This window comes from Bradyrhizobium sp. CCBAU 45389 (assembly GCF_028128625.1).
Lineage (GTDB): Bacteria > Pseudomonadota > Alphaproteobacteria > Rhizobiales > Xanthobacteraceae > Bradyrhizobium > Bradyrhizobium liaoningense_B.
The window spans coordinates 1-15687 of sequence record NZ_LBIY01000064.1 but is presented as its reverse complement, the minus strand read 5'-3'; the positions used below and the strand labels follow the sequence as shown (position 1 = coordinate 15687).

General features: G+C 60.8%; 7 protein-coding genes and 5 pseudogenes. 5 read left to right on the top strand and 7 right to left on the bottom strand.

The genetic code is table 11. The annotated features are described in order from the left end of the window. Positions 1 to 56: 56 nt before the first annotated feature. A pseudogene (locus tag XH79_RS07750) lies at positions 57 to 428 on the top strand (hypothetical protein); the annotation flags it as partial. A 62-nt stretch (positions 429 to 490) separates the two neighbouring features. On the opposite strand, the pseudogene XH79_RS07745 reads toward XH79_RS07750, so the two are convergent. Next, positions 491 to 1226, bottom strand: a pseudogene (locus XH79_RS07745) (DUF3750 domain-containing protein). A 218-nt stretch (positions 1227 to 1444) separates the two neighbouring features. On the opposite strand from XH79_RS07745, the pseudogene XH79_RS07740 reads away from it, so the two are divergent. Beyond that, positions 1445 to 3063: pseudogene (locus XH79_RS07740) on the top strand (ABC-F family ATP-binding cassette domain-containing protein); the annotation flags it as partial. A 171-nt stretch (positions 3064 to 3234) separates the two neighbouring features. Here the strand turns inward: XH79_RS07740 and XH79_RS07735 are convergent. Both XH79_RS07735 and XH79_RS07730 read right to left on the bottom strand, forming a co-directional pair. Further along, a complete protein-coding gene (locus XH79_RS07735) occupies positions 3235 to 3480 on the bottom strand; it encodes a hypothetical protein (protein WP_271581281.1) in 246 nt (81 codons plus the stop codon). A 217-nt stretch (positions 3481 to 3697) separates the two neighbouring features. Then, a pseudogene (locus XH79_RS07730) lies at positions 3698 to 4674 on the bottom strand (type II asparaginase). Between the two features lie 1160 nt (positions 4675 to 5834). Between XH79_RS07730 and XH79_RS07725 the strand changes: the two are divergent. From XH79_RS07725 to XH79_RS07715, 3 genes are all read left to right on the top strand, one after another. Then, positions 5835 to 6155 (top strand): DUF3768 domain-containing protein, encoded by a 321-nt coding sequence (locus tag XH79_RS07725; protein WP_271581280.1) that lies wholly within the window; start codon positions 5835 to 5837, stop codon positions 6153 to 6155. Between the two features lie 738 nt (positions 6156 to 6893). Continuing rightward, a complete protein-coding gene (ftsZ, locus tag XH79_RS07720; protein ID WP_271581279.1) occupies positions 6894 to 8009 on the top strand; it encodes a cell division protein FtsZ in 1116 nt (371 codons plus the stop codon). A gap of 411 nt (positions 8010 to 8420) precedes the next feature. Then, positions 8421 to 8696, top strand: a complete 276-nt coding sequence (locus XH79_RS07715; RefSeq protein ID WP_271581278.1) for a hypothetical protein — start codon at positions 8421 to 8423, stop codon at positions 8694 to 8696. Between the two features lie 421 nt (positions 8697 to 9117). On the opposite strand, the gene XH79_RS07710 is transcribed toward XH79_RS07715, so the two are convergent. The 4 genes and pseudogenes from XH79_RS07710 to XH79_RS07695 form a co-directional block, all read right to left on the bottom strand. After that, the gene (locus tag XH79_RS07710; RefSeq protein WP_271581277.1) at positions 9118 to 10680 is read right to left on the bottom strand and encodes a S53 family peptidase; all 1563 of its coding nucleotides are present in this window, start codon (positions 10678 to 10680) and stop codon (positions 9118 to 9120) included. 5 nt (positions 10681 to 10685) lie between these two features. Continuing rightward, on the bottom strand, positions 10686 to 11882 hold the full coding sequence (locus XH79_RS07705) for a hypothetical protein (RefSeq protein WP_271581276.1): 1197 nt from the start codon (positions 11880 to 11882) through the stop codon (positions 10686 to 10688). A gap of 1336 nt (positions 11883 to 13218) precedes the next feature. Beyond that, positions 13219 to 14865, bottom strand: a complete 1647-nt coding sequence (locus tag XH79_RS07700; protein WP_271581275.1) for an extracellular catalytic domain type 2 short-chain-length polyhydroxyalkanoate depolymerase — start codon at positions 14863 to 14865, stop codon at positions 13219 to 13221. Between the two features lie 483 nt (positions 14866 to 15348). Beyond that, positions 15349 to 15612, bottom strand: a pseudogene (locus XH79_RS07695) (integrase core domain-containing protein); the annotation flags it as partial. Positions 15613 to 15687: the final 75 nt, after the last annotated feature.

Sequence of the window (15687 nt, the reverse complement as noted above, 5' to 3'; positions counted from 1 at the left end):
CAGCTCAGCTCAATCCGGCTTCTTAACGGTCGACTAAGCTCTCAGAAGACAAATGCGAGCTCGTCCATTTATCGCCTGCGCAGCTTGGCTTTACCTTCGACACCGTGACCCTGGCTAACGTATGCTCACGCGCCCAGCAGCTCGGCTTTAGGCTTGCTGCGGCCGAAGTGGGCCGGCAATTGCGAATCCAATATTCGACCAACCTGTCGGCGAATTTCTCATCATCGGAATGGAGCCGATCAAGACATGGAGCGGCGAGCCGATTATTCTGAATGTGGCAAATGGTCGCCGGATTGATCCTCATCGGCCAGGATGGTCGAGCCGAAGCGGATATACCCGTGACCTCTCGTTTCATTGTCGTCCGATCCCATCACCCCCCAGCTGGGAGCGAAGTCGTCGGATCAGTCGCAGCATTTTTGCCGCCGTAAACGGATTGAGGCTTGGGATGGACATTGCAATATCGCCAGAGAACAAGCTGGGATCGCTGCTTCTAAGGGCCGGGCGTCACTCCGAAGCGGCCGAGACCGGGCAGTTTGAGCGCCGGGCCTCGGATGTCGAGCCCGAGCACAGCGCCGAAGAAATTGATCTCCAGGCCTTCGATCCAGCCGACGGAAAAGCCAAAATATCCGGCAAGCGAAGCATAGATGCCTGTACCGGACGCCGTTAGGCCCACCCCACTTACCCGTGTACGGAAAGTCCTTGCCGATAGCGGTCGGCGGCAGCACGGCTCGGAGCTCAGGGACGGAGTCGAGCGCGGCCTGCACGAAGGTGTTCGAATTGGGACCGGGCCAGACGCTGTAATCTCCATAGGACCGAAACTTGTAGTTTTCGATCACATACCGGATCTTCGGGATCAGCGCCTCGGCGCGCTCTCCGTTGACGGCTACAATGGTTTCTGGCGCTGCGCCGAACCACCGCCCGTCCGGAGCGAAGCCGTTGGTGTGGATCGGCTCGCCCCACGCCGTGTAGTCATAGCGGGTGTAGGTGGGCGCATTCTTCTCCTTGACGACGATTCAGGTATGAACATCGAAAATGCTGCGCCATCGCACCGTTCTCGCCCCGAACACCCGTATGACGTCCTCGGGATGATCGGCGGCGGCGGCGGGCAGAAGACCTGCGCTCGACTGATCGGCGGTTTGCCAATTCTGGCAGCCATCGCCCAGCCAGAAATATCTCACCGCCGACGCGGCCAGCGGTGTCAAGACAAGGAACAGAAAGATCAGCAAAGGCTTCTTCAAGGGAGCGATGCGGCGGGCGTTTGAGAAATCATATAGTTCGCATGAATGCCGCCGCCAGAGCCGAAGGCGTCGAGATGCCGCCGAGGTCTCGGCTCTGAAGTTGAGCGATGACGAGCGAATGGGCTGGATCCGGCCTGTCCCAGGCTTCCCCTCACGCCACGCATGCCCTATGACGCTGCAACACAAAAATCCCCCAAAAGACAGTCATGATCCGCCTCGACAACGTCAGCAAGCAAGCCGGCCACCAGATCCCGTTCATCGAAGCCTCCGCGGCCCTCAACAAGGGCGAGAAGATCGGTCTCGTCGGCCCGAACGGCGCCGGCAAGAGCACGCTGTTCCGGATGATCGCCGGCGAGGAACTGCCCGACGAGGGCAGGTCTCGACCGATCGCCGCATCACCATCGGCTATTTCAACCAGGACGTCGGCGAGATGTCTGGCCGCAGCGCGGTGGCCCAGGTGATGAATGGCGCCGGTCCCGTCAGCGAGGTCGCGGCCGAGCTGCGCGCGCTCGAGGCCGATATGGCCGACCCCGACAAGACCGAGCAGATGGACGAGATTATCGCCCGCAATGGCGAGGTGCAGCACCGGTTCGAGGGCTGGACGGCTATGCGCTCGACGGCCGCGCGCACGAGGCGCTGGCCGGCCTCGGCTTCAGCCAGGAGATGATGTACGGGGACGTCGGCAAACTCTCCGGCGGCTGGAAGATACGCGTCGCGCTGGCGCGCATTCTCCTGATGCGCCCCGACGTCATGCTGCTCGACAAGCCGAGCAACCATCTCGATCTCGAAAGCCTGATCTGGCTGGAAAAATTCCTGCACTACTACGAAGGCACGCTCTTGATGACCTCGCATGACCGCGAGTTCATCAACCGCGTGATCTCCAAGGTGATCGAGATCGACAGCGGCTCGCTCACTACCTACACCGGCGACTACGAATTCTACCAGCAGCAGCGGGCGCAGAACGAGAAGCAGCAGCCCAGGCGCAGTTCGAGCGCCAGCAGGCCATGCTCGCCAAGGAAATCAAGTTCATCGAACGCTTCAAGGCGCGTGCCTCGCATGCGGCGCAGGTGCAGAGCCGGGTCAAGAAGCTCGACAAGATCGAGCGCGTCGAGCCGCCGCGCCGCCGCCAGAGCGTGGCGTTCGACTTCCTGCCGGCGCCGCGCTCGGGCGAGGACGTCGTGGCGCTCAAGAACGTGCACAAGGGCTATGGCTCAAAGCGCATCTATGACGGGCTCGACTTCATGATCCGCCGTCGGGAGCGCTGATGCGTGATGGGCGTCAACGGCGCCGGCAAGTCGACGCTGCTCAAGCTGGTTGCCGGTGCGAGCGAGCCGGACGAGGGCACGGTGGCGCTCGGCGGTAGCGTCAAGATGGGCTATTTCGCCCAGCACGCGATGGATCTGCTCGACGGCGAACGCACCGTGTTCCAGTCGCTGGAGGACGCGTTTCCGACCGCGGGGCAGGGCTCTTTGCGCGCGCTCGCCGGCTGCTTCGGCTTCTCCGGCGACGATGTCGAGAAACGCTGCCGCTGCTCTCGGGCGGCGAGAAGGCGCGCCTCGTCATGGCCAAGATGCTGTTCGATCCACCGAACTTCTTGGTGCTGGACGAGCCCACCAACCATCTCGACCTCGCCACCAAGGAAATGCTGATCAATGCGCTGTCGGACTTCGAAGGCACCATGCTGTTCGTCTCGCACGACCGGCATTTCCTCAGCGTCCTGTCGAACCGCGTGCTGGAGCTGACGCCGGAAGGCATCCACCAATATGGCGGCGGCTACACCGAATATGTTGCGCGCACCGGGCAGGAGGCGCCGGGGTTGCGGTCGTCGCTGGCCTATGTCAGGTTGCGCCGAAACCACTCCAGACGCTCTTGCTCCTATTCGGGAGATCGCCTCTCCACGAGCACGAATCCCAGCAGCCGATCATCCTGATCTGACCAGAAGTTACCAGCCTCTGCGTTGCTAGTGAGTACTGTGGTGGTTACAGGAGTCGACGGACTAAGCTTTCTCCAGCGCGGCCAGCAGTGAAGGAAAGCCACGAGTAGCGATGCCTGCTCGGATAGTGCTCTCCTGCCGCCTTCTGAGCCGAAGCCAGAATTCGGCGGGCGCATTGTCCGACGTTCCGGTGAGAGTGGCAGGCTGCGCCAGATCCGATCGCTTCAGGAACTTGACGGCAGACATGGTGTCTTCGCTCGGCGGCAACGAGGCAATCTGTTGCGTCAATGATTCAATGATAGAGACCAAAATCTCTCCCCGCAGGCAGCTCTCGTAGGGTGGGCAAAGGCACACTGCGCCGTGCCCACCATCTCTTTCTGATCTGCGCCAGATCGTGGGCACGCTTCGCTTTGCCCACCCTACGAAATCCGTCCGTGTAGCCCGGATTTCGCGATCGCTTACCGCAAGACCATCGACGCCGCGCGGTCTGTGATGACCGCCGCTTCGAGCGAGCGTAGCCGAGGCTTTAGTAAGTGTAGAACATCCGCTGAATTTCCTTGGTGTCGGTCGTCTTGGTTAACGCCAGCATCAACAAAATGCGTGCCTTCTGGGGATTGAGCGTATCCGAGACGACGAAGTCGTGTTCATCGTCCTTGGCCTCGCCATTGCGCGCGACGATGCCGTTGCCGACACGGCTGCTGCGAACGATCACCACTCCCTTCTTGCGGGCTTCGTCGAGCGCCGGCTCGACCCCCGGGCGGGCCAAGCTGCCGTCACCCACGCCGGCATGCACGATCCCCTTGGCGCCGGCAGCGACAAAGGCGTCGATCGCGACCCGGCTCATGTTGGCGTAGCCGTAGACGATGTCGATCTGCGGCAGGACATCGAGGTTGGACACGTCAAATTCGGAATCTACCGTGTGCCGGCGGGTCGATTGCCGGTAGAAATACGGCTTGTTGCCCTGCATGTAGCCGAGAAAGCCGAGTTCAGGCGTGCGAAAGGTGTCTGCCGTGGACGTGTTGTTCTTGGTGACGTCGCGCGAGGCGTTGATCTGATCGTTGAGGGCGACGAGCACGCCCTTGCCGACGGCTTCTTCACTGCCTGCGAGGATCACCGCGTTGAAGAGGCTGATCGGGCCGTCCGCACTGATCGCGGTCGATGGGCGCATCGCACCGACGACGACCACAGGCTTATTGCTCTTGACGACCAGATTCAGGAAATAGCTGGTTTCCTCGATCGTATCGGTCCCGTGCGTGATCACGATCCCGTCCACGTCGCCCTGCGCGAGTAGCGTATTGACGCGCTTGGCTTCAGCCAACAATCATTGTTCATATTCTCGCTGGCGATCTGGAAGACCTGCTCGCCCTTGACGTTGGCCACCGTCTTCAACTCGGGGACGGCGTTCAAGAGGGTCTCGATGCCTACCGTGGCTGCGGTATACCCGACGACGGTGGTGCTGCTCGCCCCGCTGCCGGCGATCGTGCCGCCGGTTGCGAGAACCATGACGTTGGGCAGGCCGGGGCCTCTTGCGTTGGCAACGTCAACAATCATGAGCAGCGTAAAGAGCACGCTCATCGTCGCCATCAATGTGATCACGCACTCGAAACTGCCACATCTCGCCCATCCTTTGCTGGAGGCCTTGTCGATGCCTCGGTTCACTCAGCGCGGCATGATCCGTCAGCCGCTGCGTTTTGTCTAGGGTCGCGGCGAGTTTGCTTTACGCGCTCGCGCGTGTCGGAAAGTGGCGGCGGGGCGGGGCACAAAAGCAAATGGCCGGGACATCTCGCGCGAAGATGCGCTTCTGCCCGGCCATGACGGCATTTCGTTGTGATGGCTTGTTGAAAAAGCCGGGAACGGACTGCGCGCTTACGCGCTGGTCTCGCACTTCTTCATGAAGCTGTTCTTGGCGGCGCCGGCCAGCGGCTTGCCGTCCTTGCCGACGTGCCACACTGTCTCGGCAACAACAGCGCCTGGCAATGTCACGCGCTCCACGGCCCCAACTTCTCGTGCCGATCTGACACGAGTTCGCGCCTCCACTGATCCGACTTTCCCGGCGAGTATTCGCTTAGAGTTTGATCTTTCAACGTTCGCCCGCGATCCGGGACCTGCCAAGCATGTCCGGGTCTCGGTGGCGAGGCGGAGGCATCGCGACGAGCGTCCATACGGTCGATTGGGCGTTTACTCTAAATCCCGCCCAGTGATGGACGCTCGGCGTCCGCCTCGTGATCGAGCACCCGAAATCGGTCGGGTGCCCGTAGCGAGGAGGACACGATGTCCAACATTTCTATTGCTCAAAGAGTTCAGAAACTCGTGATGCTTTGCGACCAGAGAGGCTTCCAAGACCTGGACGATCTTCTGCTGGCAGCTCTCCTGAATGGTGCCAGCCCCGGGATGCATGACGGAAGGGTGCAACCACACCGCCGATATGGAGCCCGATCAAGACCAGGGCTTCTGCGCGGCGTGTGGCGGTCAGACAGTGGTTTCGGCACTTGTGCTCGCCGGCATGATCTAGGAGCCGACTATGCAGGTCCGAAACGACTATCACTGCGACGAGTGCGGCCGCGAGTGGAGCGGCGTGTGGCCCGCACAATGCGACGACGACTGCCCGTACTGCGGCGCTCGTCACACGGCGCCCTGCCGGGGCGAGAACGCGGAGGAGCGCGATGATCAATAGTATCGCCGTTCTCAACGACGCCTTCCGGCGCACGTTTCGCGGTGGCCACGTCATGATGACAATCGAGGTCGCAGAGCTGCCCGAGTGCGTAAAGGCCGAAGCCCTGCGTCACGTAGCGGATTTCTCCGGATTTACGGAGGAGAACGATCCGTACGGTGAGCACGACTTCGGAAGCTTCGACCTGGTAGGTCGGAAGTTCTTCTGGAAGATCGATTACTACGATGAGGATATGCGGTTCGGCTCAGAAGATCCGAGCGATCCGAAGCGGACCGTGCGTGTGCTCACGCTGATGCTGTCCAGCGAGTACTGAATGAAGCAAGAAGTGAACGCCTGCCATCATGAAGCAGCGGAAAACGCATCTAGCGGGTCGAGCGCCCGTTGCGTGGAACGTTGGCAGGCCCGACTTACCGCCTGATGCGGTAGAGCCCAACCAGGGCCGATCTTACTTGGACAATCTCTTTGTCCATCGCCCTCGCTTATGCGAGGGTTTTTTCTTGAGCGAACGCGGGTGATCAGAACCCATATTGATTCCACATGATACACGCCAATCCCTCATTAGAAGGAGAGGCGTACGGCAATTGAAGACTGCTCCGACCCGCGCGCCGACGGATCGGTCTGCTTGCGGGTTAAGAATCTTTTAACCATGACGGCCTAGCTTTTCGCGATCTGCGCACACTGCCCGGTACGCTCCCAGGAGGACAGCCGATGCAAGCGCGTCGGTTGCCGCGCTCACTTTCAGACGACGGCAACGCGTTGGTGTGCGTTGAGCTCGTCAAAATGCGGCTAAGCCACGGCGAACCGGTGGTCGACGGCAAACAACGCCTGCGAGCGGAAAGTATCCTGGCGTTGCAGCTCGAGGCGGCGGCAGCTGGTCATCGGGCAGATCTCGCGCGCCTATGCTGGTGGCTCGATCGACGGCTGCGGACGAGCCGGTTCCAATGGGCCAGCCATCTAGCCGCGGACTTGGTCAAAGCAGATCGCAATGCTTGGAGGCAGCATTTCGAGTCATCTCATTTCCCAGCTTACCGACGCAATCGTGAGGCCGATAATGACCAACATCACCGATGTTCGCGGGCTAAAAACGCACATTATCGTGTTCGGGGTCGGCGGCGCCGGGGGCAATGCCGTTAACAACATGATCGCCGCCGGCTTGCGGGGTGTCGATTTTGTCGTCGCCAATACAGACGCACAGGCGCTCACGATGTCGAGGGCCAAGAGCCTCATCCAGATGGGCACCCAGGTGACTAAAGGACTCGGGGCCGGCTCGCAGCCTGACGTCGGGCGCGCCGCGGCCGAAGAGGCAATCGATGCCATCCGTGATCATTTGACCGGCGCACACATGGTGTTCGTTACCGCCGGCATGGGTGGCGGCACCGGCACCGGGGCAGCGCCTGTTATTGCCAAGACCGCGCGTGAGCTCGGCATTCTAACCATTGGTGTTGTCACAAAGCCATTCCAATTCGAGGGCCAACGCCGAATGCGCCTTGCCGAAGCCGGCATCGCGGATTTGCTGAAAACGGTGGACACCCTGCTGATCATTCCAAACCAAAACTTGTTTCGGGTGACCAACGAGAAGACCACCTTCGCCGAAGCTTTCGCCCTGGCTGACCAAGTGCTCCATTCGGGTGTGGCCTGCATCAGCGACCTTATAGTCAAAGAGGGCTTGATCAATCTCGATTTCGCCGATGTTCTCTCGATCATGCGCGAAAAGGGCAAGGCGATGATGGGCAGGGGCGAGGCTTCTGGCCCATCGCGTGTGCTCAAAGCCGCCGTAGCCGCGATTTCCAATCCACTGATCGAAGACCCCTCGATCAAGCGAGCCAGTGGCCTCATCGTCTCTATCACTGGCGGCAAGGACCTGACACTGTTCGAAATCGACCAGGCCGTTAGCCGCATTCGCGAAGAGGCCGACCAGGATGCAAATATTATCATCGGCGCTACTTTTGATGAGCAGTTGGAAGGTACGGTGCGCGTCTCGGTGGTGGGGACCGGCATTGATAATCTCGGCCAGGCAGAACCAGTGGAAAGCGCAGAAAGCTCCCTTTCGGAACTCGCCGGCCGGCTGCTCAACGATAGCCCTCGCGCCTTCGACCATATCGAGCACAGCGCACGGCTGGCGGCCCGTCTAAGGGCGCGCCAAGCCCCGGATCGCCCGTACCCCTGAGGGGTATCGGCAACGCCCATCTGGAATATGAAGGCCGCGCGGATGACTAGACCGCCCAGCAAAATGGAATGGGACACATCAAGGCTTTGGGGACGGGCCTATCTTGATAACGGTCTTCTGTCTTTCGGGGAAATCGCTACGCAAGCCATTGAGAGCGCAACCGTTATCAGCAATCGGATAAGGGCGCTATGACGATGCTCCGCCCGGCGAGGAAGACGGGCGACAGATCATCTTTATCGTTCGCGTAGAGCCGGAAACCTGCGACCTCCTTTACAACGCGCCCGATGGTATGCGCGGTCGTTACTGGCAGGTCCGGACTATGGCTTCGCCGCGACCAAGCTCCTCATCACTGGGCTGTTGAGGACATTGATGTCGTTTTCCGAGAGGCATCCGCCCAAAAGATGCGCGCCGATGACCGCCGAGGACGTCAAGGTTTCGCTGGAGAGTATTTCAGCGAAGGTGTGGCCTCGGGAACATGATGACAACGGCAATTGGCTGTTCAAGGTTGATCAGTTGAAGGTGCTACGGTGGGAGCAGAACGAAGGATATGGTGAGAAGGGATTCATGTGGCGACAGGGCGACATCGAGATCAAGGGCGCCCTGATCCGACCCGTCGACCAGATTGAGTGCATGCCCCAAGGAAAGCGGGACCGCTCCTGTCAGCTGCACAGGTTCGGCTATACTTGAGCTGGCTCAAGCATCCGCTGGACAGAGGCGCAGGCAGCACTGCAAGGGCCTGCTAGTCTGCTGTGCATTGCCTTCCTGACGAAGACGATGACGATTAGGACATACGCAACTTCTTGGATGCGATGGACCAGTGCGCTCGCAGTTCACGAAGCGAGCCACCCGTGCCCCATTGGGCTCGGTGCAGATGTTCGAGATCGACCCGAAGAGCCGCCGCGGCGGTTATGGCTCACTAGCCCCCTGCTGGAGTTAGGCAAGTCGTTGGTGTTTCGTTTTTTTTGAAATGCGGTTTAGAGCGTTTGCGACAATGCAACCCGTGGCGGCAAATCAGATGGCCGACGCATGGTCGGGCACCTTGCCACTAATGAGGCCGCGCGCCGCTATAATCTTGCCAAGGTAGTGAGCGCCGCCGATCCTCGCGCGATCATGCATTGGTGGTCAGGGCCGTTACGATGGCACCGCCATCGGGCGAACCGAGACCGGTGCAGGCGTTCCAGCCGGGCCCAGCATTGTAACCAAGGCCCGTTGTATCCTTGTTGTCGCCGGCGACGATCGGACGCAGCAGGTTCGGCAACTGGTACAGACGATCGTTTACAAAGCCGAGCGATTGGCCGCGTCGTGCATTTATCAGCGCAATGAACGCACCCCAGAGCGGAGCGACCGCGCTTGTCCCGCTTGCGACGAAGTCCACGCCGTTGAGGAAGATGCGGTAGCCATTCGTCGGCGCGGCAGCAGCGGCGACGTCCGGCACCCCGCGTCCGCGTCTGCCGTCATTGAGCGAACCAGGAATCCGGGCCGCGGCTTGAAAAGCGGGCACCTGATATTCCTCGCTGATGCCGCCGCCGGTGCCGTGCACGCCGTCGTCGTTCCACACCGTCTCATTCACGATGCTGCCGCGAGCGCCGTCGAGCGCGATGCGCGTTCCGCCGCAACCCAGCACGTAGGGACTCGATGCCGGATAGTTGACGTAGACCCTGCCGTCCTGCATGCGCTCCGAGGCCAGATCGTCACCCGCGGTCGCAAGCACGGTGGTCCCAAGCCGAATGGCATCCTGCAGCACCGGGTCGAGGCCGAGCCGCGACTCTGCCGGCCAGAGCGTTTCGGGCTCGCCCCAGGTGATGATGACGACGTTCGGGCGCTCGCGGCCGTGCACCGCCCGGCTGACGCCGGCGACCAGCCCGGGCTCGCTGAGTTCGGTGAAATACACGACAATCCGCGCCTCGGGTGCGACGCCGGCGACCACCTGAATATCAAGGGCCACTTCCGCATCCGCGCGAGGATTCGGCCCTGGCCTATTGCGACCGCTTCCTACATTGACGTCGACGATCTGCGGCGGCGCGATCTGCATGGCTTGACAGGCCTTGACGATGTCGTCGGGCCGATAACCGCCGGCGGGCTCGATAATCGCAATACACTGGCCCCGCCCGCGACCGCCGCGATCAAGACCGTAAAGGCGGGCCATCTCGGAGGGAAGCAGGCCGATGCCGTTCCCCGCGCTGGCATTCTCCCGAAGCCGGCTGAGCCGCGGTTTCCTGGTATCGAGGCCAAGAACGGCATGGACGATCGGCTTGAGCTGCGTCGGTATGCGCGGCTCGTAACACGGGTAGTAGCGCCACACTCCGTCGTCCCGGACCCGTGCCAGCCGCGTGCCGAAGGCGCGTTCGGCAACGGCGGCGCTGGCCCTGAGCCTGACGCGGCGGCCGAGGAAGTCGACCGCGATAACGGTCATGCCCCGCCGCTCGGCAAACCGGCGGATACGCTCAACCGAGCGCTTGAGGATGCGCCGGCGCTCAGCCCTCAACTCGCTCAGGGTGACGCGTCGCGTCAGTTCGGACAGGTCGATCGCGCTTCCCGGCCGGCGACGCACCGGCAGACGATGCCGCAAATAGAGCGTCAGGCTGAGCGGCGCGTCGGGCGACAGATAATCGATATCACCGGACGCCGGCCGCTTCGGCGGGCGTTTGCGCCGATTCGCTGCTCGCGCCACGACTATCAGGGACCGATCGCCCCGCGCGAAATGGACCAGATGAAGTCGGTCTGCAACGCGAGCAGCGACTGGTTCGGCTGACCGGGATTGTTCCAGAACCACTCGGGCAGCGGCGCACCGTTCGGGCTGCAGAGCCGATCCTGGCCGCCGGGACACACCGCCGGATTCGGCGGTGAGAGGAAGCCCGCGCTGGTCGTTCCGCGGCCGTTCGCATTGACCGCAGCACGGGAATGACATGTCATGCATGAGGACGTATCGTCAAAGCCTGCCTCGGTCACTGAATTGCCCAGATGGACCGGAAGCCCGGTCGCGGTCACGAAATCGGTCTGGCTACCTTTGAGGCAATAATTCTCCCACAGCGCTGGAAGACCGTTGTCGGCGAACAGCTTCTTGAGCGCGGGCGTCTTGACGCACGGATCATATTTCGTGCCGGGTGCTTCGTGCGGACGGACATCCGGCACGACCGCGCCGAATCTGTCGTGACAGCCGATGAAGTCGCAGCGTCCGATATTGTCCTTGTGCTCGAACGTGGCCCAGGTCCAGTTCGGGACCTGCTTTGAGATGATGTGCATTGAAATGAGCGCGTAGCGCTTGTTATCGGAAGCCGTATTGATGTGATATTCGGAGGGACTGAGATCGTTCGCCAACACCCAGTTTGCCTTCACTTCCACCGATTCGATCGGAAACGAGATCGACTGTCCGCTGGCAAAGGCCGCCCGCAGCCCAGCCCTTGTCTGCAGCTTGTTACAGGCGATGAAATCAAACGTCGCCCTGTTGCGCCGCGTCTCTTCGACGGCTTCGACTCCAGGCCGCGCCGCCAAAACGTGAGGCTGCAGTCCCGGCTGTCGCGGTGCGAGCGCGATCAGCGCCGGCACGTTCAAAATCTTGGGACTTGCGACCGGGGTCACTGGCGGCTGCTGCGGGAGCGCTGTCGTCAGCGTCGCGACCTGCGCCGGCGCGCAGCTGGGCGGCGCAGAGGAGCCCGGGAACTTCGGATTCGGCTGAAACGTATCCTCGTTCGAGGCCCAGGTCTCGAACAGCACATTATTGTTCACGCCAGGCACCGATTTGTTGACGGTCGTGAACAATTCCCACGACACCCTATCGGGATTGTTCAGTGCGGGATCGGGATCAGGAGCCTGGGCGCGCGCAGCGACCCCGAGCACAAATGTAACCAGAAGAACTGATGCGATCCCCTTCATCGTTGCCTCCTTATCGTGGTCGAAGCTGTCGGCGGCGGACTCCAGCTTTGCCGTTCAAGACATACTTTCCCCTGGTATCCAACGAAGACAAAAATGGCTCATCCGTCACCCGTGGGCGAACACGTTGATTGGTGAGCCCTGCGATTGGTGAGCCCTGCGCTTGCGTTGGACAGTATGGCCCAGAAAGACCTGCGCGGCACCTACGAAAACTGGTTGGCATTCATTCGCTCCTGGAAGATGGCGGCCTAGCGGACTTCGAATGTATCAAGCAGGTCTTCGCGACAATTGAATTCCTCATACAAGCTGCAGAGCCTCGTTACGAGGAGACAACCTTGGCCAGGAGCTTCAGATCAATCATAGCGCGCTAGCAGTTGATGCGCACGACATTGCGGCGCTGACGACATGGTCGTCACTAGGATCCCCGATGGCGTATCCCCGAACACAAACCCGGAGCCATGCTTGCCATCGAGATGGCCTTCTCAGCTCTTACGCTATTGCTACCATTGGCCAAAAACTCGTTCAGCAAGTGCTGTTTGATTGGCGCGGCCTCCCGCTCTCCCTGTGAGGCAAGCCAAAGAATGCGCTCCGCGATCTCCAGCGCAGAGAGGTGCTCCTGCCCGATGAACGTGGGGCTAGCGAGTACTTCATCAAGGACGTTGCGGAGCATCTGCACCGTAGCAGTGTCGCAGGCCATGCGCGAATACCCATGCCGACAAACCACTGAGCAAAAAACCATTGCGCGTCACTCCGACCAGCAGCGGCAATTTGTCGGACCAAGCTACTTAGCACGCTTTTATTGCAGGTTTATGACCGCTTTTTACGCAGAGGAACATCAATCACATGATGTGGTTCTGCGATCTTTCCGAGTACGGCGACGTCAAGACACATGCTGACCGGATTTTTCGCGGACTGAGGCGCAGGGCGGGCCGGTGATGCGGGCGCCTCCGAAAGGCGGGGGCGGCCCCCTGGTCGACGCAGAAGATTGCACTGGTCGAGAGCTGGATCGGCGGCGGCTATCAGCCCTGAGCTGGGCCCGGTCCGCCGATTGTTCCGAGGAGCTTTCATGCCGAAGCGAGGGTCGATCTTTTGCTTCGTCACCTCTTCATTTTCATTTTATGCGGCTCATTGGCGCGGTCGCTCAACAGCCTCCGGTCGGTTTCTTCGATGTACCGCCAGGCTTCGATTATCCCGTGAACAAGCAGACACTTGAGCAATATCGGACATGGGTAAACGCCCGCGCGCAGCGTCTCCACGTCCGGAAGATGAGATTGCCAGAATTGGCAAGGCGCCGATGCGAACCGGCCTCTTGTCGCAGGCGGTAGAGCCCAAGAGTCTCTTATTTGGTCACCGGGCAAGTCCCCGGATGGTTGCAGCGTGGAGGCGTCGATCGCGTGGTCGCGCTGGCCTCCTCGGACGCAGGTCCTTCTGCTCCATTGAGAACGGCCGAGACGCGCCAGCGATATGTTGTTTGCGGCCTAAGATCGGAATCGCCGAAGCTGGCTCCTGCAACCTCGCCGATCCTCTGAAATGTGCCATTAGGGCCTGCACGCAGCACGCGGTATGTCGTTGCTCCTGCCAGCGGCAACCAGACCAGATCAACGCTAGTATCCGAAGTATCGATCACCGTGAGCCCCTGAGGTGCTGATGTCGATTGCCGCGTCGCGCTGACGGGCGTCGCGCCATCGGCCGCGAGCGCGTCGAGCATGGCCTTGAGCGCTTGGATCTGCGCCCCAGACTTGGTCACGTAGCTGCTCGCGTGATTGACGTAGCCCCACCAGTCCCAGCAGGCCTGCGGATTGGTGGGCCGATATAAGCTGGTCCTGGTCTGTGGATAGAGAATGATCAAACGGTTCGTATCCGCCCAGGCATTGTAGCCGGTATCATTGACGAACTTGAGCCCGATCTCGCGAGCATTCTGGCGGCATCCGTGCAGCGCCACGTGGATACGGCAGAGAGCGCCTCGCTCGCAGTCCTGAGGCACGAAGAGATAGCCGGTATCGCTCAGGCTCAACGCGGCGGGCTCGTGCGGCCTGGTATAGAGTGACTGATCGAAGCTCTTCACGACGCCCGCGAGCTGCCCGCGATTAGGTGGATTGAGGCGGCCATAAATATGCTGCAGGAGGATTCCGGCCTGATCGTAGCCGCATTGGTCAATATACGGTTCCTTGTTAGCACTGCAGCTATTCAGTCGGGTGTCGCCCTGCTTGGCCACCACGAAGGAGTGCCCGGCGCCGAGGGCGGTCTGATAGAAGAGATTGCCTCGATTGGCGTCACCTAGATAGCGACGGTAGAAGTCGGCAGCCGCATCGGTCACGGCCCTATCGACGACCGCGTCGTTGTAGCCGTGAAAGAGATAGATCTTCTGCCCGGCAAGATTACTATCCGGATCGATCTTGCCTGCTGACGCGTTCGCATCAGCCTTCGTCGTGAACGCCGCGATGTTCAGGCCCGATGCAGGCCCTTTCATGCACGGACCCGTCGCACGCCACATCTTGGCCTCAGCGCACCAATAGGGACCGCCAGCGACCACCCCCACTCCCTTGACGATCGAGGACCAGGCTGCGCCGAACTGGACTGCCATGAAGGCGCCTGATGAAATGCCGGAGATCGAGCTCTCGCCGATCGGCGCGTGATAGCTGCGCAATTCCAAAGGCTCGGCAGAGAGCGGCGACATTCCAACGACCGCGGCACAAATGGCGCCGATAGCGTGTTGCCGCAAGATGGCCAAGTCCTTGAAAAACGTGCTAATCGAACCGACGGGCAGTCTCCGTTGTTCATGTGAAAACGCGCCATCGGAACAAGAAATCACCGGCCAGTTCGGAAAAGGATTCTGCGGACTACCATAGTCGACCGTCTGCCTGCCGTCCCGCGGCAGCGCCGACGTGATGACCGTGTCGGGCTGGTTCGGCTCCGAGGCAACAGGCGTGATGAGCGACCCGTTGAGCATCTGTCCGCTTTGATTGATCAGTTTGTGGTAGGCCATGCCTGATCTCCTTCATCTGGTCAGACGTTCCCGGACGCCGCCGGGAAAGCGGGGGATAGGTGCTGGTGAAGAAAATTCATGACAGGCGATCAATGCGCACGTGGAATTCGCGTGTTGAAGCAAGGATACCGAAGGTGGTTTCCAGGGTTTCGCCAGCCGAAAACCACTAGCTCGAATATGATACGAGTAGAATCCCAGCTGATGGCCGGCCTCTGCCCCAATGAACTGCTAGGCGTTTGGACATGGTGGCATTCTACGCAGCCGAAACCGATGCCGACGTCAGCGGTCGCTTCGCTTGGCACTCCTTATCAACAGTTCCCTAATGCAAGATGTTCGATCCTTCTACCCAACCCTAGTTTTGATTCCTTGAACGTTCCACCCGCTAAAACCTGTAGGGTTCAACCTACCCTGTTGAGTTTCAACGTGCCTGCCTGCTGATGTCGATTCAAGTCGTTGGACGAAATGTGACCTGCCACTGCATTTTCATCCAGCGGCAGTTAGAGTCTCGGGGTTTTGTACGCCAAGTGGCGCGGATGGAGCAACGGACGATCGGCGGAGCTGGTCGGGGTTGCGCAGCCGATCGTCCGTTGCGGTGAGGTGGGCGGCGTAGGCCGCGGGGGTCAGGTATTTCAGTGACGATGAGGCCGCCGGATATTGTAGTCGGCGACCGGTTGGCGATCTTGGCGCGGGCGTCATCCGGATCGAAGAACCGGATTTCTTTGACCACTCATCGCGCACTCGGCCATTGATGGGGAAGACGGCCCCGCTCCCTCGGCGCCGGCGATATACTGGCGATGGACGAACCCGCTAACAGGAGCAATT